The organism is Serratia ficaria (assembly GCF_900187015.1).
Lineage (GTDB): Bacteria > Pseudomonadota > Gammaproteobacteria > Enterobacterales > Enterobacteriaceae > Serratia > Serratia ficaria.
Genome location: NZ_LT906479.1, coordinates 2,607,473 through 2,630,501 on the forward strand (window position 1 = coordinate 2,607,473; position 23,029 = coordinate 2,630,501).

21 protein-coding genes and 3 pseudogenes are annotated in these 23,029 nt (G+C 61.8%); 7 read left to right on the top strand and 17 right to left on the bottom strand.

Going from position 1 to position 23,029, the window contains the following annotated elements; all coding sequences use genetic code 11:
* Positions 1-132: 132 nt before the first annotated feature.
* From CKW09_RS12350 to CKW09_RS12360, 3 genes are all read left to right on the top strand, one after another.
* Complete coding sequence (locus CKW09_RS12350; RefSeq protein ID WP_061795311.1) at positions 133-1,152, top strand: Gfo/Idh/MocA family oxidoreductase; 1,020 nt, start codon at positions 133-135, stop codon at positions 1,150-1,152.
* The gene (locus tag CKW09_RS12355; RefSeq protein ID WP_061795310.1) at positions 1,152-1,931 is read left to right on the top strand and encodes a TIM barrel protein; all 780 of its coding nucleotides are present in this window, start codon (positions 1,152-1,154) and stop codon (positions 1,929-1,931) included. Before CKW09_RS12350 ends, CKW09_RS12355 begins: the two co-directional genes overlap by 1 nt.
* 72 nt (positions 1,932-2,003) lie before the next feature.
* Entirely contained in the window at positions 2,004-2,924 is a 921-nt protein-coding gene (locus CKW09_RS12360; RefSeq protein WP_061795309.1) for a substrate-binding domain-containing protein, read from the top strand.
* Positions 2,925-2,967: 43 nt separating this feature from the next.
* Here CKW09_RS12360 and CKW09_RS12365 read toward each other — a convergent pair whose 3' ends face one another.
* The gene (locus tag CKW09_RS12365) at positions 2,968-3,891 is read right to left on the bottom strand and encodes an ABC transporter substrate-binding protein (protein ID WP_095097520.1); all 924 of its coding nucleotides are present in this window, start codon (positions 3,889-3,891) and stop codon (positions 2,968-2,970) included.
* 365 nt (positions 3,892-4,256) lie between these two features.
* On the opposite strand from CKW09_RS12365, the pseudogene CKW09_RS24725 reads away from it, so the two are divergent.
* Both CKW09_RS24725 and CKW09_RS12370 read left to right on the top strand, forming a co-directional pair.
* A pseudogene (locus CKW09_RS24725) lies at positions 4,257-4,397 on the top strand (RNase A-like domain-containing protein); the annotation flags it as partial.
* A 94-nt stretch (positions 4,398-4,491) separates the two neighbouring features.
* The gene (locus CKW09_RS12370; protein WP_167387245.1) at positions 4,492-4,800 is read left to right on the top strand and encodes a contact-dependent growth inhibition system immunity protein; all 309 of its coding nucleotides are present in this window, start codon (positions 4,492-4,494) and stop codon (positions 4,798-4,800) included.
* Here CKW09_RS12370 and CKW09_RS12375 read toward each other — a convergent pair.
* The 13 genes and pseudogenes from CKW09_RS12375 to CKW09_RS12430 all read right to left on the bottom strand — a co-directional run.
* Positions 4,777-4,912, bottom strand: a pseudogene (locus CKW09_RS12375) (IS110 family transposase); the annotation flags it as partial. The gene CKW09_RS12370 and the pseudogene CKW09_RS12375 sit on opposite strands and share 24 nt — an antisense overlap.
* Positions 4,913-5,028: 116 nt before the next feature.
* Positions 5,029-7,464 carry a glucose/quinate/shikimate family membrane-bound PQQ-dependent dehydrogenase gene (locus CKW09_RS12380; RefSeq protein ID WP_061795307.1) on the bottom strand — a complete coding sequence of 812 codons (2,436 nt, stop codon included), beginning with the start codon at positions 7,462-7,464 and terminating at the stop codon, positions 5,029-5,031.
* A gap of 186 nt (positions 7,465-7,650) precedes the next feature.
* Positions 7,651-9,966: a pyrroloquinoline quinone biosynthesis protein PqqF gene (gene pqqF, locus CKW09_RS12385; RefSeq protein ID WP_095097526.1), complete on the bottom strand. Its 2,316-nt coding sequence runs from the start codon at positions 9,964-9,966 to the stop codon at positions 7,651-7,653.
* Positions 9,967-9,969: 3 nt separating this feature from the next.
* A complete protein-coding gene (gene pqqE, locus CKW09_RS12390; protein ID WP_095097529.1) occupies positions 9,970-11,109 on the bottom strand; it encodes a pyrroloquinoline quinone biosynthesis protein PqqE in 1,140 nt (379 codons plus the stop codon).
* A complete protein-coding gene (gene pqqD / locus CKW09_RS12395) occupies positions 11,102-11,380 on the bottom strand; it encodes a pyrroloquinoline quinone biosynthesis peptide chaperone PqqD (RefSeq protein WP_061795304.1) in 279 nt (92 codons plus the stop codon). The genes pqqE and pqqD overlap by 8 nt, the downstream gene beginning before the upstream one ends.
* Positions 11,380-12,138, bottom strand: a complete 759-nt coding sequence (pqqC, locus tag CKW09_RS12400; protein ID WP_095097532.1) for a pyrroloquinoline-quinone synthase PqqC — start codon at positions 12,136-12,138, stop codon at positions 11,380-11,382. The genes pqqD and pqqC overlap by 1 nt, the downstream gene beginning before the upstream one ends.
* Before the next feature lie 9 nt (positions 12,139-12,147).
* Entirely contained in the window at positions 12,148-13,059 is a 912-nt protein-coding gene (gene pqqB, locus CKW09_RS12405) for a pyrroloquinoline quinone biosynthesis protein PqqB (RefSeq protein WP_061795302.1), read from the bottom strand.
* A 59-nt stretch (positions 13,060-13,118) separates the two neighbouring features.
* Positions 13,119-13,196, bottom strand: a complete 78-nt coding sequence (gene pqqA / locus CKW09_RS12410; protein WP_004937827.1) for a pyrroloquinoline quinone precursor peptide PqqA — start codon at positions 13,194-13,196, stop codon at positions 13,119-13,121.
* Between the two features lie 117 nt (positions 13,197-13,313).
* The gene (locus tag CKW09_RS12415) at positions 13,314-14,360 is read right to left on the bottom strand and encodes a dipeptidase (protein WP_181907834.1); all 1,047 of its coding nucleotides are present in this window, start codon (positions 14,358-14,360) and stop codon (positions 13,314-13,316) included.
* A gap of 80 nt (positions 14,361-14,440) precedes the next feature.
* The gene (locus CKW09_RS24795; RefSeq protein WP_197701090.1) at positions 14,441-14,578 is read right to left on the bottom strand and encodes a hypothetical protein; all 138 of its coding nucleotides are present in this window, start codon (positions 14,576-14,578) and stop codon (positions 14,441-14,443) included.
* A 55-nt stretch (positions 14,579-14,633) separates the two neighbouring features.
* Positions 14,634-15,539, bottom strand: coding sequence for a LysR family transcriptional regulator (locus tag CKW09_RS12420; protein WP_095097538.1), 906 nt, complete (start codon positions 15,537-15,539; stop codon positions 14,634-14,636).
* A 174-nt stretch (positions 15,540-15,713) separates the two neighbouring features.
* Entirely contained in the window at positions 15,714-17,186 is a 1,473-nt protein-coding gene (locus CKW09_RS12425) for a pyridoxal phosphate-dependent decarboxylase family protein (RefSeq protein WP_061795299.1), read from the bottom strand.
* A gap of 15 nt (positions 17,187-17,201) precedes the next feature.
* Positions 17,202-18,584, bottom strand: coding sequence for a diaminobutyrate--2-oxoglutarate transaminase (locus tag CKW09_RS12430; RefSeq protein WP_061795377.1), 1,383 nt, complete (start codon positions 18,582-18,584; stop codon positions 17,202-17,204).
* Positions 18,585-19,277: 693 nt separating this feature from the next.
* Here CKW09_RS12430 and CKW09_RS12435 point away from each other — a divergent pair.
* Positions 19,278-19,595, top strand: a complete 318-nt coding sequence (locus tag CKW09_RS12435) for a cupin domain-containing protein (protein ID WP_061795298.1) — start codon at positions 19,278-19,280, stop codon at positions 19,593-19,595.
* 64 nt (positions 19,596-19,659) lie between these two features.
* Here CKW09_RS12435 and CKW09_RS12440 read toward each other — a convergent pair whose 3' ends face one another.
* From CKW09_RS12440 to CKW09_RS24875, 3 genes and pseudogenes are all read right to left on the bottom strand, one after another.
* Positions 19,660-21,285, bottom strand: coding sequence for a DUF2534 family protein (locus tag CKW09_RS12440; RefSeq protein WP_061795297.1), 1,626 nt, complete (start codon positions 21,283-21,285; stop codon positions 19,660-19,662).
* A gap of 71 nt (positions 21,286-21,356) precedes the next feature.
* Entirely contained in the window at positions 21,357-21,809 is a 453-nt protein-coding gene (locus CKW09_RS12445) for a DUF2946 family protein (RefSeq protein WP_061795296.1), read from the bottom strand.
* Between the two features lie 114 nt (positions 21,810-21,923).
* Positions 21,924-22,058 (bottom strand): annotated as a pseudogene (locus CKW09_RS24875) (MmcQ/YjbR family DNA-binding protein); the annotation flags it as partial.
* Positions 22,059-22,130: 72 nt separating this feature from the next.
* Between CKW09_RS24875 and CKW09_RS12455 the strand changes: the two are divergent.
* Positions 22,131-22,745, top strand: coding sequence for a TetR/AcrR family transcriptional regulator (locus CKW09_RS12455; RefSeq protein WP_095097541.1), 615 nt, complete (start codon positions 22,131-22,133; stop codon positions 22,743-22,745).
* Positions 22,746-23,029 lie beyond the last annotated feature (284 nt).

Below are 23,029 nucleotides of genomic sequence, written 5' to 3' on the forward strand. Positions count from 1 at the left end.
CATTTTGTTTCCATTTTGTCGCCGCTATTTGTGCAACGTCTCACAGAATCCCGGCCAGTGCCGTTGGCATCCGCCTTGCAATAGCTCCAGGGCGAACACCTATCAACGCCATAACCACCAACGGGAGATCTTATGAGTGAGCTAAGCAACAATGTACGCGTCGGGCTGATCGGCGCCGGCCGCATGGGCAGTTTTCACGCCGAGTCGCTGGCCTGGCGGGTACCGGGCGCCGTGCTGGCCGCGGTGGCCGACCCGATGCCCGGCGCCGCGCCGGATCTGGCGGCGCGGCTGGGCGTGGCCAAAGCCTACGGCGACCTGCAGAACCTGCTGGATGATCCTGAGATTGACGCGGTGGTCATCGCCGCCCCGGCGCGCACCCATGCGGAATGGGTGATCGCCGCCGCGCAGGCCGGCAAACACGTGTTCTGTGAAAAGCCGATGGCCATCACGCTGGAGGAGGCCGATCGGGCCATCGCCGCCGCCGAACGGGCGGGCGTGGTGTTGCAGGTCGGTTTTAACCGTCGGTTTGTCGGCGGCTTCGCCGCCGCGATCGCCGCGATCGAGAGCGGCGAGAACGGCGTGACGCAGTTATCCCGCTCGGTAACGCGCGATCCGCAGCTGCGCGACCCCACGCCGATCCCGCCGTGGACCATTTTCCTCGAAACGCTGATCCACGATTTCGATACGCTGCTGCATTTCAACCCCGGCAGCCGCCCGGTGGAGGTCTACGCGCTGGCGGATGCGCTGGTGCGGCCGGACTTCAAGGCGCGCGGGCTGCTCGATACCGCGGTGGTGACGATCCGTTTCGATAACGGCGCCATCGCCACCGCCGAAGCCAGCTTCCAGGCGGTATACGGTTACGACGTGCGCGGCGAGGTGTTCGGCAGCAAGGGAATGCTGCAGGCCGGCAACATCAACCTCAACAACTGCGTGCGCTATCACGCCGGCGGCATCGCCATCGACACCTCGCGGCAGGACACCGACCTGTTGCGCGAGGCCTACGCGGCCGAGCTGGCGGCGTTCGCCCGTTGCATTAGGCAGGGCGAGCGGCCGCGCGCCACCGGGCAGGATGCGCGCAACGCGCTGGAAATTGCGCTGGCCTGCATCGAGTCGGTTCAACAGGGCAGCCCGGTGCGGCTGGGGGGGCGCTGATGGCCGGTTATCAGCTCTCGGTGTGCGCCGAGATGGTGTTTCTCGAGCTGCCGTTCGTCGAACGGGTACAGCGCATCGCCGAATTGGGATTTGGCGTTGAAATCTGGGGCTGGGCCGATAAGGACATCGATGCCCTGGCGGCTACCGGAGCGCGCTTCACCTCGATGACCGGCTATCTCGGCGGCAACCTGACCGATGACGATCGGATCGCCGAACTGCTGCAGAGCGCGGAAGCCTCGCTGGCGGTGGCGCAGCGGCTGAACTGCCCCAACCTCAACCTGCACGGCACCGGGCTGGACGGGAAGGGGGTGCCGGTGCGGCCGGTCGAACGGGTGAGCGGCGCAATGTGGCTGCAGGCGGCAGACACCCTGCGGCGGCTGGCGCAGTGGGGTGAACGCAGCGGGCGGGTGTTTACGCTGGAAAACCTCAACCTCGAGGTCGACCATCCGGGCACGCCGTTCGCCCGGGCCAGCGATACGCTGGCGTTGGTTGAAGCGGTCGGCAGCCCGGGGCTGAAGATGAATCTCGACCTGTACCATGCGCAAATTGGCGAAGGCAACCTGATCGCGCTGATGCGGCGCTGCGGCCCGGCGATCGGCGAGATCCAGGTGGCCGACGTGCCGGGGCGCCGCCAACCCGGCACCGGGGAAATCAACTACCGCGCCATCGCCCGCGCGCTGGCGGAGATGGACTACCGGGGCGTGGTGGCGCTGGAGGGCTGGGCCGCCGGCGACAGCACCGAAGCGCTGCGGCAGTTCCGCGAGCATTTCACCCTGTAAGCCAGCGTGACGCCGGGCATGCGCCTGTGCCCGGCATAACAATAACAACGTGATAACAAACGGGACATCGTTATGAAAATCAAAACCCTACTGTGGATAATGTTGAGTATCGCCATCAGCTTCGGCGCCGAGGCGAAGAGCTATCGCGTCGGGGTGGCGCTGGCTAATTTCGATCTTAACTTCGTCTCCATCCTGCGTACGCAAATGGCCGACGAACTGAAACAGCAGCAAATGGACGGCCAGTTTGTCGACGCCAAAGGCGACGTGGCGCTGCAGGTGCAGCAGGTGGAAGACTTCATCAACCTCGGCGTCGACGCCATCATCCTCAACCCGGTGGATACCCAGGGCGTGCAGCCGATGATGGCGGCGGCCAAACGGGCCGACATTCCGCTGATCTTCGTTAACCGCAAGCCGGAGGTGAAGCTGGAGCAGGAGATGGCCTACGTCGGCTCCGACTCCGCGGTGGGCGGAGAAATGCAGATGGAGGCGCTGGCGAAGCGCATGAACTACCGCGGCAACGTGGCGATCCTGATGGGCGCGTTGTCCAACGAAGAGGCGCGCGAACGCACCCGGGCGGTGGAGGCGGTGATCGCCAAATATAAGGACATGAAGGTGCTGGAGAAACAGAGCGCGCGCTGGCAACGCAACGAAGCGGTGGATGTGGTCTCCGGCTGGCTGCTCAACGGCAGCCCGATCGACGCCATCGCCGCCAACAACGACGAAATGGCCATCGGCGCCATCATGGCGCTCAACCAGGCGAAGAATAAAAACATTTTGGTGGCCGGCATCGACGGCACGCCGGACGGCCTGCAGTTTATCAAAAACGGCGGCATGGCGCTGACCATCTTCCAGGACGCCAAAGGACAGGCGATCGGCGCGGTTAAGGTAACCAAAGCGCTGTTGGACAAACAGCCGACCGAGCCTTACCTGTGGGTGCCGTATAAAACCATCACCCAGGCCAATTTGGCGCAGTTCGCCGCCGCCAGCCCTTAGCTATGCCGCAACCAGCCCCGCCAGGCGGGGCTTTTCTTTCGCCTCAGTCCCCCAGCCCCGGCGGATTGATTTCCGAATGCGCAATTTTCTCGTCGCTTTCGGCCCAGCGCTCCAGCACCTGCAGGTAGCTGCCGTTGGCGATGGCGCCGTTGAGCGAGGCCTGCACCGCCGCCGCCAGCCCATTGCCTTTCTTCAGCGTGACGGCGATGTTGGCGGTTTTCGGCCAGCCGCCCGGCACGATGCCCACCAGGCGGGTTTTGCCGGTCAGCTTGGCCTGGTAGGCGCCGGAAACGTTCGGCCCGAAGGTGGCGTCGGCGCGGCCGGACTGAATGGCCAGCGTGGACGCCGCTTTGTCGGTAACATACACCGGCTGCAGCGGCGCCAGGCCCTTGGCGCGGTTTTCTTTATCCCAGGCCAGCAGCACCGCCTCCTGGTTGGTGCCGGAGTCGACGATAATCTTCTTGCCGGCGATGTCCGGCGCCGAAGTTATCGCGGTGATTTTGCTGTCGCTTTTCACGTAGAAGCCCAGCGTATCCTGGCGGTAAGTGGCGAAATCGAACCTGGTTTTGCGCTCGTTGGTCACGGTGATGTTATAGATGGCCGCGTCGTACTTACCGGAACTCACCCCCAATGGCCAGTCCTCCCACGAGGTCGGCACCAGTTTGAGCTTCAGCCCCAGGCCATCGGCCACCAGCCGCGCAATGTCCGATTCGCTGCCGATCACCGTTTTGTTGTCGCGGGCGTAGAGCCCGAACGGCGGCCCGCTGCCTAGCAGCGAGATCGCCACCGTCAGCGTGCCGGGCTCGACAAATTTGAATCCGGCGGGGATCTTGGCGACGGCGTCGGCGTTTTTCACCGTATGGATGGGGGTTTCGTTCGCCACGATATCGACGCCCGGCGCGGCGTCAACCACGGCCGAAAAGCCCAACAGCGCCGCGATGATTGCCAGTTTTTTGCTATATATCATTATGTTAATTACCTTCATTATTATATTGCGAGGCGGTCACTGCACTATCTCTGATGGGGGTAAGTCTGTGAACTAACAAAATTAAATAACTAATCTTGGAAAAAACATGATGAGCGGGAAAGGCAACGTCGGGGCTGGAGAAGAGGAAACGGAGGAGGGGAAAATGGTGCCTCAGTCGCCGGCATGCTCATTGGCACGGGCGCGTTGGCGCTGCCGCGCCACAGATCGATGCCGAGCTGGCCTTTCTGTGCACTCCTATAACGCCTGGGCGGGGATGTCTTAGAATCGTAATTTCATACTTATCATAAAATCCCTACCATGTTATTTATGTGAGCTATTAAACCAATCTAATGGATGGATATAATATGGCAAAAGAGGAAGGTTTAAGGGTTGTATTTTCGCCGGTTCAACTGGCAGCGGCAATGTCAGACAAAAACGTCACTGAGGGGGAAACCTTAAGCAATCGCCTGTTTGGCGGGCTGGGGCTTGCAGGCGGAGTTGTCGAACCTTAGGGTTGTAATACGCTTTGAAGTCTTCCACGGCAAACCCTATTACATCCTCACTGCCTACCCCACTTTTTGAGATCGCACCATGAAAATAATGGGTAACTTTTCCGCACTCGAGCATCTGATACAAATTTATTTCGGGCAGGATAGCTATGAAATCACTGGAGCAACGACCCTTTCAGGTTCAGGTGTCATGGACTTCTATCTTAAGGACAATCCTCCATCACAGATCAATACGCTGATTGCAGATGTGGCTGAATTTGAAGCTGCATACCCTGATACGCTTGATGATGAGTTTATTTCGCGCTGGGGGAACGATGTTGTGCCGGAGCTATGGGGAACAACGACAAAGGATTTCTTGGAACGAATTCGGCTATTGGCAGCGCGCCGCCAACCCAGCTAGCTGCGTACAGGAAAACTTCTTACGCAGTAAAGCATGCCCGGCTTTTATCCTGAGCATGGACATGAAACGAGCGCTTGCCGGGGTCGATACCGATGAGCGTAACGTTTTGCATTATGATCCCCTTCAGAAAGAAAAACACCCTGTCAGCGTACCGCTCACAGGGTGGGGGTGACCATATCATTAAGCCCCCATGGTGGCGACGGGGGCTTGGCGATGGTAGCGCTAAGGTTATTTATCCAGCGCGTAGGCGATGACGTAATCGCCGCGATCCGGCGACTGGCGGGCGCCGCCGGCGGAGATCAGCACATACTGCTTGCCGGTGGTCGGTGAGACATAGCTCATCGGCGTGCCGCCGCTGCCGACCGGCAGACGCGCTTTCCACACTTCCTTGCCGGTTGACGAGTCAAACGCGCGCAGGTAATAGTCCTGCGTGCCGGCGATAAACACCAGGCCGCCCTGGGTCGCCAGGGTGCCGCCCAGCGTCGGCATGCCGACCGGCATCGGCGCGCGCATCTTGATGCCGAACGGCCCGGTATCCTGCACCGTGCCGGCCGGAACCTGCCACACCACCTTCTGGGTTTTCAGATCGATGGCGGAGAGGGTGCCGAACGGCGGCTTCTGGCATGGAATGCCCAGCGGCGACATGAAGCGGTTTTTGTTGACCGCATACGGCGTGCCTTTCAGCGGCACCGCGCCCATGCCGGTATTGACCGATTCGCCGCCGTTGCTGGCCGGCGTATTGGCGTCGGTTTTCTGCGGGATCATCTGCACCCACAGGCCGAGGCGCATGTCATTGGCGAAGATGTAATGGTTGTTCGGGTCGGTGGAAAGACCGCCCCAGTTCATGCCGCCGAGCGAGCCCGGGAAGCTGAGGGAAACGTCGGTGTCCGGTGCGGTGAACAGCCCGTCGTAGCGCATCGATTTGAAGCTGATGCGGCACATGAGCTGATCGAACGGCGTGGCGCCCCACATGTCGGACTCGGTCAGCTTGTCCGCGCCAATCGACGGCATGCCCACCGAGAACGGCTGGGTGGAGGAATACTGTTCGTTAGGAATGTTGCGGGTTTTCACCGGCAGCTCTTTCACTTCGGTCAGCGGCTTGCCGGTGTGGCGATCCAGCACGAAGATTTGGCCGGTTTTGGCGCCGATCACCAGCGCAGGCTTGGTGGTGCCGTCCTTCATCGGGAAGTCGATCAGGCTTGGCTGCATCGGCAGGTCGAAGTCCCACAGATCGTTATGCACGGTCTGGTAAACCCATTTTTCCTTACCGGTGGTGGCGTCGAGCGCCAGGATGGAAGCGCCGTATTTATGATCCAGCGCGTTGCGGTTGGCGCCCCACAGGTCGACGGAGGAGCTGCCCATCGGCAGGAATACGGTGTTCATCGCCGGATCGTAGGACATCGGCGCCCACGAGTTCGGGGTGCTGCGCACAAAGGTCTGGCCCGGCTTCAGCGCCGCATTCGGCTGCTGATTGCCCGGGTCGAACGCCCAGCGCATTTCGCCGGTGATCACGTTGAAGCCGCGCAGCACGCCGCCAGGCATGTCGGTTTGCACGTTATCGGCCACGCGGCCACCGACCACCACGGTGGTGCCGGCCAGCGTCGGCGCCGAGGTCAGCTGATATTTCGGATCGGCGGCGTCGCCCAGGCCGGCCTTCAGATCGACCACGCCCTGGCGGCCGAAGTTCTGGCAGAACTCGCCGTTGTCGGCGTTGATAGCCACCAGGCGCGCGTCGATGGTGTTCATCAGAATGCGGCGCTGGCAGCTGTCGCCTGCGGCCAGCGCCACCGGCGCGGCAGGGGTGGAACCCGGCACGGTCGGCTCAGGCAGCGGCTTGTTGACGTCGAAATAGGCCAGGCCGCGGCAGCGGTTCCAGACCTGGGATTTGGCGTTGATTTCGCGCTTCCAGATCGCTTTGCCGCTGTCGGCGTCGACGGCGATCACGTTGTTGTGCGGGGTACACAGGAAGATGCGGTTGCCGATCTGCAGCGGCGTTTGTTGGTCTTCGGCGCCGTTGCCGTCCGGGCTGAGCGGGGTGTCGCCGGTATGGAAGGTCCAGGCCACCTTCAGATCTTTCACGTTATCGCGGGTGATCTGGTCCAGCGCCACGAAGCGGCTGCCGCCCGGGGTATTGCCGTAGTTGTCCCAGTCTTTTTGCTGTTTGGCTTTATCTACCGGGATCAGCGGCAGCGGCTGGCCGCTGAAAGCGACGGTCGGGTGCGGCTGGAACATCTGGTAGAAGGTGCCGACCATGCCGACGGCCAGCACGGCGGCCAGCAGGTAAGACGGCTTGGCCAGCGGCGCTTTGCCTTCCGGCTTGCGCAGCGCGGGCCAGGTCAGGAAGGCCAGCAGCATCAGGCCGGTCGGCACCATCAGGCGCGATACCAGCGGCCAGAAATCAAAGCCGGCGTCGAGCACCGACCAAATCAGGGTGCCGATAAACACCAGCAGGTAGAGCCACACCGCGGAGGATTTGCCGCGGAAGAATTGAATGGCCGACAGCAGGGTGACGATACCGGCGATCAGGAAGTAGCTGCTGCCGCCCAGCGAAACCAGTTTTCCGCCGGCGATGGCGAAGAACAGGCCGGTAGCCGCAAGGATGATCCCCAGCAGGCAACACCATAGCTTACGTTTTATACCCGGCCGGGTAGTTGAATCAGACATATTCTGGCACTCTCCGAAAATAATGTTTCTGGCTTTTGGTTTACCAAGTGTAATAGCCGTTTGGCCTTCTTTCCGGAAATGAGAAAGGCGGCAAACGGCAATCAAACGATGAATGCCGCAGATTGTACCATTTGATTCGTTAGGTGGTTAAGGATATGTTGCTGCCGGAAAGAATTGTTGTGACTTTTAGCGGGAAGTGAAAATCCTGCGCTGCCAAAACTGCAGCGCCTCGCGGGAAAATTGCGCTAATTCCGCTTCTAACTCGCTGTTTTCAAGCACGGTTTCACGCGCCCGCCGCATGGGGTCGTCACTGCGTTGGCGCAGGCTCTGCATCAGGGTCTGTCTGGCCCGATCCCACTGGGTCGTGTTTAATGAGGCCAGCGTCGCGGTCATATCCTGCAGAAACTCGAGGGTGAACCGATGCAGTTGCTCGAGGGTAAACCGGGGTGACTGCAACCCAAAGAAAATACCTTCGATGTCCGCACAGCGGTGGAAGGCGCATTGCACCACGTAACCGATATTCCGTTCGACGCGCAGCCGCTGGAAATAATGCGGCGCGTACAGCTGCGCCAACAATCGCAGCGCCAGGCGCCCCGACGCGGTGATTTCCGGCAGCGGGAAAAATAACAGCAGCGCGCTTTCGTCGCCGCTTTCCGACAGCCTGACCGGGGCGTGGCCGCGCATCGCCTGCGGCGCGGCGGTGATCGGGTAGGGGAAGTCGCTCAGTAGCCGGGACAGCGACGACTGCAAGGGCGCATGGCCGCCGATCAGCGTGGCGCGCCAGCTCAGCGCCGCCGGCGTGGCGCTCAAGGCCGCCGGCAGCTGCGCCAGCAGCCGGCGAATGGCGATGTCGCCCTGTTCGCGCAGCCGCTCCCGCCGCAAGGTTCGCGCGGCATCGTGCAGCACGGCGGGCGAAAGCGCCGACAGCGCGCGATTGATGGCGCTCATGCCGTGACACATCAGGGCATCATCTCCGGCGAGCTGCAGCTGCCACACGCCCTGGAAGCGCTCAATGCTCAGTTGGCCGTGCCGGTGCGCCAGCGTCGCCGCCGTGGTGCGCAGCGCCGCCTGCAGGCGATAACCCTGCTCGTCGCTGAAGGGCGCCTGCGGCACCGGCCGCAGCAGCAATACCGGCCGCGGTGCTCCGGCTAGCCGATGGCGCAGCGGCGCGCGCTCCTGCGGCAGCTGTGGCGCTTGCGGCGGCGTGGCCGACGGCGAGAAGAAATGGAAGCGGGGCACGTCGTTCGGCGGCTGCGGCGCCGTTTCCAACGCCGTGAGCGACAAAGGCAGCCCCTGAACCTCGCGGGACGCGGCGCCAGGCTCTGGGCGCACCGTCAAACGGCTCAGCGGGGCGGTGAGCAGCGCCGAGAGTTGCTGCGCCCAGCCGACGGTGTGTTCCACCGGCGGCAGGCCAAAGGCCCGTTCCCTCAGCTGTTCTAGCGGCGCCAGGCGGTCGAAAGCCCGATTCGCCAATTGGCGATAATGCGCCAGCGGCGCGTCACCGAGGCCCGCCAGCTGGTGCAGCCAACCGAACAGCGCGCGCTCGAGGGTCGCCGCCTCATCGGCGGTGCCCCGATTGACGGTAAAGATCCAGCTCAGCAGCCAGCGTTCATCGCCGCAGCGCTCATGCGTCAGGCGTACCGCATCGCAAAGCTCCTGCGCACGCAGCCAGGCCAACAAACCGCCGGGGGCTTCATCCAGCAGCAAGCTCTCCAGCAGCCGCAGCGCGCCGCGGCAGGGGGCGCGATTCAACGCCAGGGTCAGGCGCAGCTGCGGCGCGCCGGCCAGGCCAAGGCGATAATCTCCCCGGGCGGTCAACGGCGGCTGCGGCGCGCGGGGCGTAACCGGACCGCCCAGGATGCCCCCGGCGAATCGCCGGGCGATGGCGGCCAGCTGCGGCAACGGCTGCGGCCCCTGCAGCCACAGCGTCATGCCGGCGGCGCGGTAGCCTTGCCGATGGAACTGCCGCAGCGCGCGCCGCAGGGCCGCCGCATCGGCGCCAAAGGCGGCGCGGCTGCCGATATGGAAACGATGCAGGCCGTCAATGCCGCTAAACGCCTGGCGCTGCGCGGCCTCACAGCGGGTTTCGGCATCCGCGCGCAGCAAGCGGTATTCGGCGTCGATCACTTCGGCCTCCCGGTCCGCCGCCTCGGCCGCCAGCAGCGGGGCGCCGAGCATATCGATCAAGCGCGCCACGCCCGCCTCAAGCCATTCGGCGTCCACCTCAAAGAAGAAGGCGGTCTGGGTCGCCTGGGTGGTGGCGTTCAGCCGCCCGCCGTGGGCGGGCGCCCAGCGCATCAGGCCTTCCTCGGCGGCAAAGCCCTCGCTGCCGCGAAACAGCAGGTGCTCCAGCAGGTGCGCCAGGCCCGGCCAGGTGGGCGGTTCGTCCAGGCTGCCGACCTCGATGCGCATCAGCGCCGCGGCACGGCCGGCTTGCGGATCGCCGATCAGCCGGACCCGCAGCCCGTTATCGAGGCGCAGCGTTGCGGTGCTTCGCGACATGCCTTAGCCCTTGAAAATCAGTTGGGAGTTGACCCGGTTGCGGAAACGCAGCTGGTCGATGCCGATCTGCGTGCGGTTTGCCGCCTCGCGCGCCGCCAGGATGGTGCCGTGATGCGCGGATTTGGAGCACACCGGATCGGCGTTGTCGGCGTCTCCGGTCAGCATAAAGGCCTGGCAGCGGCAGCCGCCGTAGTCTTTTTCTTTCTCTGAGCAGGAACGGCAGGGCTCCGGCATCCAGTCATAGCCGCGGTAGCGGTTAAAGCCGAAGGAGTGATACCAGATATGCTGCAGGTCGTGCTCCAGCACCGACGGGAACTTCACCGGCAGTTGGCGGGCGCTGTGGCAGGGCAGCGCCATGCCTTCCGGCGTCACGCTCAGGAAAATGGCGCCCCAGCCGCCCATGCAGCCTTTTGGCCGTTCCTCATAGTAGTCGGGGGTAACGAACAGCAGGTTGGCCAGATTGCCGCCGTCGGCCATTTTTTCGCGGTAGCGCTTCACCACCTCTTCCGCCCGGGCGATTTGCTCGCGGGTCGGCAACAGCCCCTCGCGGTTGAGGTGCGCCCAGCCGTAGAACTGACAGGTCGCCAGTTCGACGTCGTCGGCGTCCAGCTGAATGGCCAGCTCGATGATGCGGTCGATCTGATCGATGTTATGCCGGTGCAGCACGAAGTTGAGCACCATCGGATAACCGAGCGCCTTGACCGCTTTGGCCATCGCCAGCTTTTGCTGGAACGCCTTGGCGGAGCCCGCCAGCGCGGCGTTCAGCGTTTCGTCGCTGGCCTGGAAGCTGATCTGGATATGATCCAGCCCGGCGTCGGCGAAGGTCTGCAGCTTTTTCTCGGTCAGGCCGATGCCGGAGGTGATCAGATTGGTGTAAAAACCGAGGTCGCGGGCGGCGGCGATCAGTTCCGGCAAATCCTTGCGCACCAGCGGCTCGCCGCCGGAGAAGCCCAGCTGCACGCTGCCCATCGCCCGCGCCTGGCGGAACACCTCAATCCACTGTTCGGTGGTCAGCTCTTGCTCCTGCGCGGCGAAGTCGAGCGGGTTGGAACAGTAGGGGCACTGCAGCGGGCAGCGGTAAGTCAGCTCCGCCAGCAGCCAAAGCGGGGGATTCACCGCCGGCGTTGCGCTTGGTTCAGTCACGGAAGATCACCCATTTTTGCTCGTAGGCGCGTTGGAAAAACTCCAGCACGTCCTCCGCCAGCCCTTCCGCCCCCGGGAAGCGGGCGTTCAGCTGGCCGATGATGTCATTCAACGTTGCCTTGCCGTCCACCTGTTGCAAAATGAGGGCGGCGCTTTCGTTCAGTTTAGCCATGCCTTCCGGATAAAGGATCACGTGGCTGTTTTGCACCTGCTCCCACTGCAGGCGATAGCCGCGACGGAAGACCGGGGTTTGTTCAGGATCGAGGGTCATCACACCAGCCTCTGGTTGTGCCATACCCGCGCGGCGGTCACGCTGTGGTACGGGGGGCGGTTCAGGGTATAGGCCATGCTCATGGCGTCCAGCATGCTCCACAGAATATCCAGCTTGAACTGCAGGATCTCGAGCATGCGCTGCTGTTTTTCCACGCTGTCGCAATACTCCAGCGCCAGCGCCAACCCATGTTCCACGTCGCGGTTGGCCTGGCCGAGGCGGCTGCGGAAATAGTCGTAGCCCGCCGCATCGATCCACGGGTAGTGCTGCGGCCAGCTGTCGAGACGCGACTGGTGGATCTGCGGAGCGAACAGCTCGGTCAGCGAGCTGCAGGCCGCCTCCTGCCAGCAGGCGCGGCGGGCAAAGTTAACGTAGGCGTCCACCGCGAAACGCACGCCCGGCAGCACCAGCTCCTCGGATAGCAGGGTTTCGCGTTTCAGGCCCACCGCCTCGCCGAGGCGCAGCCAGGCTTCGATGCCGCCTTCGCTGCCGCCGTAGCCGTCGTGATCCAGAATGCGCTGCACCCATTTGCGGCGGGTTTCCGGCTGCGGGCAGTTGGCCATGATCGCCGCGTCCTTGATCGGGATGTTGGTCTGGTAATAAAACCGGTTGGCGACCCAGCCCTGGATCTGCTCGGGCGTCGACTCGCCGTTGTGCATCGCGATGTGATACGGATGATGAATATGATAATAGGCGCCCTTGGCCCGCAGCGCCGCTTCGAACGCCTGCGCGGAGAGGGGGGATGGTTGTGTTGTCATGGTCAATACCTACAGTTCGATGTTCATCCCGTCCCAACTCACTTCTATGCCGGCGTCGGTCAGGCTTTGACGCTCCGCGGAGTCTTCATCGAGGATCGGGTTGGTGTTGTTTATGTGGATCAGGATTTTGCGTTTGGCCGGCAGGGTGCCGAGCAATGCCGCCAACCCCTGTTCTTCCGCCAGCGCCAGATGCCCCATGTCTTTGCCGGTATTGCGGCCGACGCCGGCGTTGGCCAGCTCGTTATCGCGCCACAGGGTGCCGTCGATCAGCAGGCAGTCGGCGCGCTGCAGCCAGGGCAACAGCGCCTCGTCCGGCTCGCCCAGCCCCGGGGCATACAACAGGTTGCTGCCGCGCGCGGCGTCTTCAATGAACAGCGCGACGTTATGGCCCGGCAGCGGCCGGTGGCGATAGCGGGAGTAAGGCGGCGCATTGCTCAACAGCGGAATGGCGGTAAAACGCAGGCTCGGGCATACCGCCACCTGGAAGGGCGCCAGCGGCGTGACCGGATGATGGACCAGGCCGCCGTTCCAATGGGACAGCATGGTGAACAGCGGGAAGCCGCTGCTGAGATCGTCATGCACTTCAGCGGTGCACCAGACCTGGTGCGGGCATCCCTCACGCAAATTGAGTAAGCCCGCGCTGTGGTCGATCTGGCTGTCGGTCAGGATGATCGAACCGATGCCGGTGCCGCGCAGCACGTCGGGGTTATTCAATTCGGGCGAAGCGAGCAGCTGGTGGCAAATGTCCGGTGAGACGTTGCACAGCACCCAGTTTTTACCGTCGTCGCTGACGGCGATGGAGGACTGCGTCCGGCGCGAGGCTTTGATGCTGTTGTCGCGCACGCCCTGACAGTTTTTGCAGTTGCAATTCCACTGGGGGAAACCACCGCCCGCAGCGGAGCCGAGAACTTTTATCTGCATGTAGAAACCAGGAAAAGTAAGGAAAGAAACGCCCGCACGAAAGGCGGGCGGACGGGCGATTAACGGTTGGAAATGTACAGCGTCACTTCCAGGCCCAAGCGCAGGTCAACAAACTCAGGTTTAGTCCAGGTGGTCATAAGCAGTGCTCCTGTTGTGTGAATCGTGGTATATCGTGCCGAATGAGACGCGATCGCATCCGGCGCGCCGATGTTGACGAAATGTGATGGAGTTCGCAACCTTTAAAGGGTAAAAGTTTATTCGCCCCAGGTGGCCGCCAGCACGCCGAGCCAGTTGCGCCAGGCCAGCTTTTCCAGCATCCGCCGGTCGAATCCGGCCTGCGACAGCGCCTGCATCAGCTGCGGTAACCCGCCGACATCGCCCAGCGTCTGCGGAACGTTGACGCCGTCGAAGTCGGAGCCAAAGCCCACGCGATCTTCACCAAGTTTAGCGATCAAATACTCAACGTGTTTAACAATTTCTGTCAACGAGGTCGTTGCACTGTCACGCTTGCCGTCGGCGCGCAGGAAGGCGGTGCCGAAGTTAACCCCGACAAACCCTGCGCTTCGGGCGATGGCGTTCAACTGCGCGTCGGTCAGATTGCGCGGCTGCGGGCACAGCGCGTGGGCATTGGAGTGGGTGGCGACCAGCGGCGCATCGCTCAGCGCCGCAGTTTGCCAGAAGCTTTTCTCGTTCATGTGCGAAACGTCGATCATGATGCGGCGTTGGTTGCAGGCGCGGATCAGCGCTTTGCCGGCCGGCGTCATGCCGGCGCCGGTGTCGGGTGAACCGGGGAACGGCCCACTGACGCCTTCGCCGAAGGCGTTCGGCAGGTTCCAGAACGGCCCGATGCTGCGCACGCCCAGCGCATGAAAATGCTCGAGGCGCGAAAGCGCGGGATCCAGCGCGCCGGCGCCCTCGATATGCAGCACCGCGGCGATCTGCCGGTTGACCCGGCAGCTTTCGATGTCCTTCACCGTGCGGCAAATGCGCAGTCGCCCCTCGGAGGCCTGCGCCAGCCGATGCATGATGGCGATCTGCGCTTCGGTGATGGCGAGGGGATCGTAGTCCGCCAGCACCTCGGACTCGGGCTGGTTCCTGATCTGGGCGATATAGCTCGCCGGCGGAATGAACACCGCGAACAGGCCGCCGAAGAAACCGCCGCGCCGCATGCGCGGAAAATCCAGGTGGCCGTTTTCCACCCGGGAATAAAAGGCGTCGACCGGGTCGGCGGCATGTTCCAGCCACAGCTTAAGCAGCAGATCGTTGTGCCCGTCAAAGACGGGCTGGAGAGGGAGTGGCATAGAAAGTCGCACCGCGTCAGGCAGAATTTCCATTATGTTCGCCGATCGGCTGACGGCGGGCAACCCTTAACCCCGGCGTTTCAGCCCAGCCGCATCGACAGCTCAACGTCCTCTGCAAACGGCGTAGACAGATAACCGGAGGCCGGCGAGGTTGCCTTCGCCTGGGCAAACAGACGTTTCAGCAAGGGGGCAAGAGGGGCGGTAGTCAGGGTATTCATAGCGATGTTCCGTTGTGAAATGGGCGCTGTCCGGCATCGGGCAAGGTGACGGCGATTAACGGTGCTGCGGGCGACAAACGTCCAGCACCAGCTGGCGCAGCCAGCGATGAGCGGGATCGGCCTCCACGCGCGGATGCCACATCTGTGAAACGGTAATTCCCCGCGTTTTTACCGGCAGCTCAAATACCCAGATCCGGTCTGACGGCTGATGGCGCAGGAAAGAGGCGGGCACCAACGCCACCAGATCCGAAGCCTGAGCCACGGCCAGCGCAGCGGGAAAGCTCGGCACTACGGCGGCGATGTTGCGCTGCAACCCCAGCTCAGCGAGCGCCTCGTCCACCGGCCCGGTTATTCTGCCGCTGCGCGAAGCGACAACGTGCCCGCAGCCGGCATAGCGCCCGGCGGCGATCTCCGCCTCCGCCATCAACGGATGCCCCTTTCTGACCACGCCGACGAACCGGTCTCTGAACAACGCCTGCAGGCGAATTTCCGGCCCCATATCGCCCAGCACGCCGATTTCAAGATCGACCTGGCCCGCGCGCAGCGGCGCTGAGCTTTTCTCCGGTTTGGGGGCGAAACGCACCCGCACCCGGGGCGCCGCTTTGGCCGCCGCGGCGATCAGCGCCGGGCCAAAGGCTTCCACAAAGCCGTCGTTGGTGCGCAGGATAAACGTGCGTTCCAGCTCGGCCGGGCTCAATGCCGAGGCGTCGGGGCGGAGCACGCCGCGGGCTTCAAACACCGCGGTTTGCGTTCGTTCGCGTATCGCTTCGGCATAGGGAGTCAGCACCATAGTGCGCCCGGCGCGCACCAGCAGCGGATCGCCGGTCACATTGCGCAGGCGGCTGAGCGTGCGGCTCATGGCCGAGGCGCTCAATCCGAGGCGCCGCGCAGCGCCGACAACGCTGGCCTCCGTCAGCAACGCCTCGAGAGCGAACAGCAAGTTAAGATCGGGTTCAGCCATGTCGCGGACTCCTGAGCCAAAGAAAACCTGGGGCGGCGTCTGATGCAAGGTATAAGTGCAAATGCTGTGCCTGCCGTCATCTATTATGCATAGATATATTTCCGCTACGACAAAAAAGCCGATACCCGCTGCGGGTATCGGCTTTTAGCCAGAGAGCAGGGCAGCGCGGAGGGATTACGCGGCCGGCAACTGCTCGGCGGTGGTTTCGACCAGCGCCAACAGCAGCTTGATGTCTTCCAGAGTGACCGTCGGGTTCAGCAACGTCATCTTCAGGCAGGTGACGCCGTTGAACTCGGTCACGCCGACGTTGGCGCGGCCGGATTCCAGCAGGGCATCGCCGATGCGTTGGTTGACAAACGCCACCGCCGAACTGCCGCACACGTCCAGCCGCTGCGGACGATAGCGGAACAGCACGCTGGCCAGCTGCGGCTGCATCACCAGCTCCAGCGCCGGGCAATCGGCAATATAGCGCGCAACCTGTTGCGCCAGCGTGACGCCATGATCGATGATCTCGGCGTACTGCTTCTGGCCCAGCGCCTCCAGCCCCATCCACAGCTTCAAGGCGTCGAAGCGGCGGGTGGTCTGCAGCGATTTGGAGACCAGGTTCGGTACGCCCTGAGCTTCATCGAACTCGGAGTTCAGGTAGGCCGCCTGATAGCGCATCAGCTCATAGTGGCGGGCTTCTTTCAGCAGGAAGGCGCCGCAGCTGATGGTCTGGAAGAATTGCTTGTGGAAGTCCAGCGTAATGGAGTCCACCAGCTCAATGCCGTCCAGGTAGTCGCGGTATTTTTCAGACAGCAGCAGCGCGCCGCCCCAGGCCGCATCCACATGCACCCAGATCTGGTGTTCCGCCGCCAGGGCGGCGATCGCGCGCAGCGGATCGATAGCGCCGGCGTCGGTGGTGCCCGCGGTGGCGACGATCGCCAGGATCTGTTCGCCATTGGCTTGCGCCTGCGCCACTTTCTCGGCCAGATCGTTCAGGTCCATCCGCGCGAATTGATCGGTTTTCACCAGCGTAACGGACTGATACCCCAGGCCGAGCAGCGCCATGTTCTTTTGCACCGAGAAGTGGGCGTTTTCCGAGCACAGCACTTTAATCTTCCGCAGGTCACCCGCCAAACCGTCCTGCTGAACAGAGTGACCCTGGCGCGCGAAGAAGGCGTCGCGCGCCAGCATCAGGCCCATCAGGTTGCTTTGGGTTCCGCCGCTGGTGAACACCCCGGCATCGCCAGGCTGATAACCGACCTGGGTGCGCAGCCATTCGATCAGCTTCATCTCGATGAGGGTGGCCGAGGGGCTTTGATCCCAGGAGTCCATGCTCTGGTTGGTGGCGTTGATCAGCACTTCGGCGGCCTGGCTGACGACCAGGCTCGGGCAATGCAGGTGCGCGACGCACTGCGGGTGATGCACCGACAGGCTGTCCTTCAGGAAGTACTCGATCGCGCGTTCGATAGCCGCCTGGTTGCCCAGGCCCTGCGGATTGAAATCCAGCTGGATGCGTTCGCGCAGTTCGGCAACGGTTTTCCCCTGATACATTTCGGGTTGTTGCAGCCACTGCACCACCGCCTGGCTGCTCTGGGCGATCGCCTGCTGGTATGCCTCGGTGCTTTGCGCCGAGGCCGCCAGAATAGGGTTTAACTTGGACATTAAGCTCTTACTCCATCACACCGGTTTGATGCCTGCGGCTAACAGGGCGTGTTCAAATTTATCCAGGAAAATACCCAATTCGTCGTTGGTGATCAGCAGCGAAGGCAGCAGACGCAGCACGCAGCCGTTACGGCCGCCGCGCTCGAGGATCAGACCGGCTTCGAAGCATTTTTTCTGCAGCAAGGCGGACAACGCACCGTCGGCAGGGTAGCTGCCCATGTGGTCCGGGGCTTCGTTCGGCTTCACGATCTCGATGCCGATCATCAGGCCCAGGCCGCGCACGTTGCCAATGACCGGATAGCGTTTCTGCAGCTCGGCCAGCCGGGCTTTCAGCCATTCGCCCTGGGCGGCGACCTTATCGGCGACCTGATTTTCCTTGAGGTACTTCAGCGTGGTCAGGCCGGTGGCCATCGCCAGCTGGTTGCCGCGGAAGGTGCCGGTGTGGTGGCCGGGTTCCCAGGCGTCGAACTGCTTCTTGATGCCCAATACCGCCAACGGCAGGCCGCCGCCGACCGCTTTGGACATCACGATGATGTCTGGCTCAATGCCGGCGTGCTCGAAGGCGAACAGCTTGCCCGTGCGGGCGAAACCAGCCTGAACTTCGTCGATAATCAGCAAAATGCCGTGTTCCTGGGTGACTTTGCGAATGCGCTGCAGCCACTCGGCCGGGGCCGGGTTGACGCCGCCTTCGCCCTGAACCGCTTCCAGGATCACCGCGGCAGGTTTGCGCACGCCGCTCTCGACGTCGTTGATCAGGTTTTCGAAGTAGTAGGTCAATGCCTTGACGCCCGCTTCGCCGCCGATGCCCAGCGGGCAGCGGTACAGGTGCGGATAAGGCATAAACTGCACTTCCGGCATCATGCCGTTGATCGCTTCTTTCGGCGATAGGTTGCCGGTGACCGACAGCGCGCCGTGGGTCATGCCGTGGTAGCCGCCGGAGAAGCTGATCACGCCGGAACGGCCGGTGTATTTTTTGGCGAGCTTCAGCGCGGCTTCAACCGCATCGGCGCCGGAAGGGCCGCAGAACTGCAGGCAATACTCTTTGCCTTGTCCTGGCAACAGCGAGAGCAGGTAATCGGAGAATTGATCTTTTAACGGCGTGGTCAGATCAAGGGTATGTAACGGCAAGCCGCTGGTAATGACATTTTGGATGCTTTGCAATACGTCAGGGTGGTTATGGCCAAGCGCCAGCGTTCCCGCCCCAGCCAGGCAATCAAGATATTGATTATTCTCAACATCAGTGATCCAGACGCCCTGAGCCTGCGCAATTGCCAACGGCAGTTTGCGTGGATAACTCCTGACATTAGACTCAAATTCGGCCTGTCTTGCCAAATAGGTTTCATTGTTTCCATTTAATGAATTCGCAACTAAAGTGTCAATACGGACTTTATCCGTCATCATATCTCTCCTACAACCGGGGGTATCAGTACGCCCTGATTGAATTAATAAAATTAAGAAAATAGTTACCCTGTGAAAAACGCGACCAATATATGGCTTTTTAGTCTGGGACTCAATAGCTTATTTTGTGTTGATTTGTTTAGATTTTTCCTATGGCAATCAATAGGTTGTTGATTTATTGACCGTTCGTTCGCCCGTTAAAACATAACAATTGTTTAACATGGCACGAAAATCCTCCCCGCCGCCGGTTCGAGCATGAAGTTAATCTGTTTTATTCTTGAGGGGACTTTTTCCGTAAATAACAGAAATAGAAAATAAATATTCGGTTTTGTCGGCCCGGGCGCGTCGCGACAGCCGGGTTATATACGTAATATTTGTATTGGATATACCGGCTCCTGATTAAAAAATGCCGGCATCTCTGGCGGCGATTTATCTCAGATTTCGCGCAGCGGCAGGATGGGGCAGGGATCTCGCCGACGGGATTTTTGCGCCTATGGCGCAGGTCCTATATATTTATTAGCAGGCTCTGAATCAGGCAAGCGCATCAGTGCGTCAGAGGCCAGTTTAATCAGTTTGCAAAGATGTTGACGGAGCATGTGCTTTCGGCAGCGACGGCCAGGCAGTAAGGACAATATTGCGTCTTGGCCGCGCCCCGGGAGAGGAACACCCATTCACAGGTTACGAGGAACTATCATGCATAAAAGAACGCTGGCGTCACTGCACTACGAGAACATGCCTTACGCTGGGGTGCATTACCACATATTGAAACGTGAGGGGCAAGGACATACGGCGCTGTTGAAACTTGATGCGGGCAGCCACCAATCAGCCCGCTTGCATCCGGGCTGGGTCAAGCTGATGGTTCTGAGCGGTGAGCTCAAGATTGGCGAACAAACGTTGCAGTCTCATGAAATGTTGATGATCCCGGCTAACACCGCCTACACGGTGGATGCCGTCACCGAGGTCATTTGCCTGGCGATCTCCGAACTGGACGGGGTGGAGCTGGCCCGCTGAAGACCGGCTCTCGCCGGCAGCGACAAGCTGCCGGCGCAAGGATCCGCAATACCACAACGCCGCCTTACCGCGCTTGGTTTTCTCCCAGGAAGAAATACCACAAGGGTATCGACAGCAGCCCGGTAAACACCAACGTATAGAGCAGCACCATCATGCTCTGCATCACATACATCTGTGCGCTCCAGTCGCCGAACGGCACCTGATACTGATCAACCATGCCGCCGAGGATGGCTTTGCCCAATATGCCGCCGATAATCACGGCGACGGTCGCCACGGCGAGCAGGAATTTGCGCGCCGCCGATTGCCGGGCGGATAACGGTGCGGCGCGCCCGCTGCGCCAGCGCAAAACATCGGCCGACATAAATGCCAGCAGGCTGCCGCCCATCAGCGGCAGAGCATAGCCCAGCGTTAACGCAACCAGCAGCGTAACGCAACGCCCCGCGCCCGAAAGCGCCAGCCAGGCGGCGAACAGCGTATGCACCGGATTCGCTTCCCCCGCCGCAGGGCGGCGTAGCCACCACATGCGGTATCCCAACCCGATCATCACACACAGGCCAAGGCCAAAGGCGGCCAGCATCAGCTGGTTGGCAAGGCCGAACAAGACGCCCATATGGGCGTCAATCCCCCAGCGGGTCAGTTTGGCGATGAGAGGGAATTTATCGAACCGGACCTGATCGATAACCGAAAAATGGCGGGGGGCCAGCGCCACGGCGTCAACCTGGGTGGGCCAGCTGCGATCCACTTCGCTTACCGTCCAGGCCTTGCCTTCCCCTTTAGGCTGGCGCAATTCCACCCTGGCGGCATCGATGCCGGCGGCGCGGGCGGCCTGCAGCGCCTTTTCCCAGTCGCCGTTCGCGGCGTTGACCGGCATCACCATTCCGGCCATATCCGCCCCCCGATGTTCCGCATGGGGATCGGCGGGCGTGGCGGCATCGTCACGCAGGCTGGTGTTGACCTGCGGCGTCAGCCAGCCCAGGCCAGAGCGCAGGGCGTCGATATTGCCGCCGGCCCACTGCGACCAGGTTAACCCCGTCGCCGAGAAGAAAAGCAGCCCGGCCAGCAGCACGATGCCGAGCGTGATGTGCCAATGCCGGCTGACGGCGAAGCGGCCGTTAACGCGCCTGGCTTTGCGGCGAGGCCGCGTGCCCAGCCACAACGCCACGCCGCCCAGCGCGGCCACCCACAGCCAGGATGCGGCGAGCTCGCTGTAATTGCGCCCCGGATCGCCCAGCAGCAGGCTGCTGTGCAGCTTATCCAGCCAGGTACGCAGCGGCAATACGCCGGAGGTGCCGTATACCGCCATATCGCCCCGGATAGCCAGAGTGTAAGGATCCACGAATATCGCCCGCGACTCTGAGGCGCCGAGCGCGGGGTCGACGAACTGCACTCGCGTGGTATCCGTCGCCTCCGGCGCAGGCCGGATGGCGTAGATTCGCGCTTCGGGACCGACGTGACGGCGAGCGGCGGCGATCTGCCCGGCCAGCGGTTTGGCCTGGCCCTGCGGCTGGGTAAACAGCGCGTCCCGATACAGCGCGTTTTCGAGCTGCGGGGTCAGAACGTACAGCGTGCCGGTGAGGGCGGCAATCAAGATAAAAGGGGCGACGAACAGACCGATATAAAAATGCAGTCGTCGGATGAGGTTAAGCATCGCACCGCGCTGCGGCGCGGCCGGTGTGGCGAAAGAAGACATGGCCGTTCTCGTTTTTCAAAAGGTGTGCGCAGGCAGACCCCTCGCAATCAAGCGGGCGGATTTACCCAGTATCAGGAAACGAAGAAAAACGGCGGGGCGGGCGGCGCTCTGGGGCGCTGGCGCAGGGCTAAACGGCGTATCGAAGGCGGCAGGAGCCGCACCGGCCGGGGCGCCTGAGCGATGCGCGTCATCAGCCAAAGCAGCGGCGCAAAAAGCCACAGCAGCAGCGGCACGTGGATCAACAGTTCGCAATAACCGCAGGCGATGTCTTCGCCCATCCCCATCGCATGATGGCCGGTCCCGGCGGGCGGATCCGGCATGGCCATGGGGTGTGAGTGGGCCATATGCGACATGGCGGGGGCATCGTCCGCCGGCGTTACGGCGCTGGCCGCTTCGGCCGGGTTTGCGCTGCCCATCCCCTGATGATGCATCAGCGATTTCGACACCGTCGGCGCCACAAACAGCAGCAGCACCGCGAGAATGGCGGTGCAGGCGGTAAGGCGCTGCTGTCGGAGGCGTGACATTCTCATCGCATGAGGATAACCCGGGTTGAGGCGTTCGATCAGGCGGGTAGTGTAACCCGCGATCCCTCGGGTTGTGAACGAAAAGTGAGGGCGGGAAAAGATCCCCGCGCGCGCCTATGTTCTTGTCAGTTCATGGCTGTCGGCGAGCAGCTCGTGTATTTCTTTTGGAGCGAGTGGGCTGGAAAGAAGCAGGCTGATCCAGTGCTCTTTGTTCATATGGTAAGCGGGTAATCGCCCTGAGTGAAGGCGGGCACAACGATTGACTAATTTATAAATCGGTCACTCGTTGTCAATCAAAGTATGCCGCGTTAAGCTAGGGGCATGACGAGAAAAAACAACGCACTCAGCACGCGCGGCCCCGTGGATCACGGCATTCGCGATCAGGTCGTGGAGGCCGCCACGGCCTATTTCGGGCATTACGGGTACGAAAAAACCACGGTGTCCGACCTGGCCAAGGCTATCGGTTTCTCCAAGGCTTATATCTACAAATTCTTTGAGTCCAAGCAGGCCATCGGCGAAGTGATCTGCAGCAACCGGTTGGCGATGATCATGGCGGTGGTCAACGCGGCGATCGCGGATGCGCCCAGCGCCACAGAGAAGCTGAGGCGCCTGTTCCGAACGCTCTCAGAGACCGGCAGCGACTTATTCTTCCATGACCGCAAGCTCTATGACATCGCCGCCGTGGCCGCACGCGATCAATGGCCTTCGGCGCAGGAGCATGAAGCCCGGCTGCTGCGCGTCATCGAGCAGATCCTGCGGGAAGGGCGTGAATCGGGCGAGTTCGAACGCAAGACCCCGCTGGATGAAACCGCCGGCGCCATCTATCTGACGATGCGGCCCTATATCAACCCGGTACAGCTGCAATACAACCTGGATACCGCCAGCGAGGCGGCGGTGCTGCTTTCCGCATTGGTACTGCGCAGCTTATCCCCTTAATAGATTTTTTGGCCATGGGTATCATTGGCCACAAACCTGAGAATGCATCCTTTAGATTGTCCCTTCAATCAGGGAACCCCATGCCTCGGCTCACCAGCTGAAACCTTACAGCAAACTCAAGATGTTGGGTGATGAAGATCACTTAATTCTGCACATGCAATCTATTTTTTTCATATTTAATAGATTTTCATCGCATTATTCCTAAAGGTTAATTGATTGTTGCCGGAAGAGTGAGCGGCATCTCTTTTTCATGGGCCGTAGAGTTCTATTTTTTAATCGTTATA

Coding starts and splice junctions, on each gene's coding strand:
- pqqB (WP_061795302.1), bottom strand. CDS start 13,059: ATGCAGATAAAAGTTCTCGGCTCCGCTGCGGGCGGTGGTTTCCCCCAG.
- CKW09_RS12380 (WP_061795307.1), bottom strand. CDS start 7,464: ATGTCTGATTCAACTACCCGGCCGGGTATAAAACGTAAGCTATGGTGT.
- CKW09_RS12420 (WP_095097538.1), bottom strand. CDS start 15,539: ATGGCTGAACCCGATCTTAACTTGCTGTTCGCTCTCGAGGCGTTGCTG.
- CKW09_RS12425 (WP_061795299.1), bottom strand. CDS start 17,186: ATGTCCAAGTTAAACCCTATTCTGGCGGCCTCGGCGCAAAGCACCGAG.
- CKW09_RS12445 (WP_061795296.1), bottom strand. CDS start 21,809: ATGTCACGCCTCCGACAGCAGCGCCTTACCGCCTGCACCGCCATTCTC.
- CKW09_RS12440 (WP_061795297.1), bottom strand. CDS start 21,285: ATGTCTTCTTTCGCCACACCGGCCGCGCCGCAGCGCGGTGCGATGCTT.
- CKW09_RS12365 (WP_095097520.1), bottom strand. CDS start 3,891: ATGATATATAGCAAAAAACTGGCAATCATCGCGGCGCTGTTGGGCTTT.
- pqqC (WP_095097532.1), bottom strand. CDS start 12,138: ATGACAACACAACCATCCCCCCTCTCCGCGCAGGCGTTCGAAGCGGCG.
- CKW09_RS12430 (WP_061795377.1), bottom strand. CDS start 18,584: ATGACGGATAAAGTCCGTATTGACACTTTAGTTGCGAATTCATTAAAT.
- pqqF (WP_095097526.1), bottom strand. CDS start 9,966: ATGTCGCGAAGCACCGCAACGCTGCGCCTCGATAACGGGCTGCGGGTC.
- CKW09_RS12350 (WP_061795311.1), top strand. CDS start 133: ATGAGTGAGCTAAGCAACAATGTACGCGTCGGGCTGATCGGCGCCGGC.
- CKW09_RS24795 (WP_197701090.1), bottom strand. CDS start 14,578: ATGAATACCCTGACTACCGCCCCTCTTGCCCCCTTGCTGAAACGTCTG.
- CKW09_RS12360 (WP_061795309.1), top strand. CDS start 2,004: ATGAAAATCAAAACCCTACTGTGGATAATGTTGAGTATCGCCATCAGC.
- CKW09_RS12435 (WP_061795298.1), top strand. CDS start 19,278: ATGCATAAAAGAACGCTGGCGTCACTGCACTACGAGAACATGCCTTAC.
- pqqD (WP_061795304.1), bottom strand. CDS start 11,380: ATGACCCTCGATCCTGAACAAACCCCGGTCTTCCGTCGCGGCTATCGC.
- CKW09_RS12355 (WP_061795310.1), top strand. CDS start 1,152: ATGGCCGGTTATCAGCTCTCGGTGTGCGCCGAGATGGTGTTTCTCGAG.
- CKW09_RS12370 (WP_167387245.1), top strand. CDS start 4,492: ATGGGTAACTTTTCCGCACTCGAGCATCTGATACAAATTTATTTCGGG.
- pqqA (WP_004937827.1), bottom strand. CDS start 13,196: ATGACCACCTGGACTAAACCTGAGTTTGTTGACCTGCGCTTGGGCCTG.
- CKW09_RS12415 (WP_181907834.1), bottom strand. CDS start 14,360: ATGCCACTCCCTCTCCAGCCCGTCTTTGACGGGCACAACGATCTGCTG.
- CKW09_RS12455 (WP_095097541.1), top strand. CDS start 22,131: ATGACGAGAAAAAACAACGCACTCAGCACGCGCGGCCCCGTGGATCAC.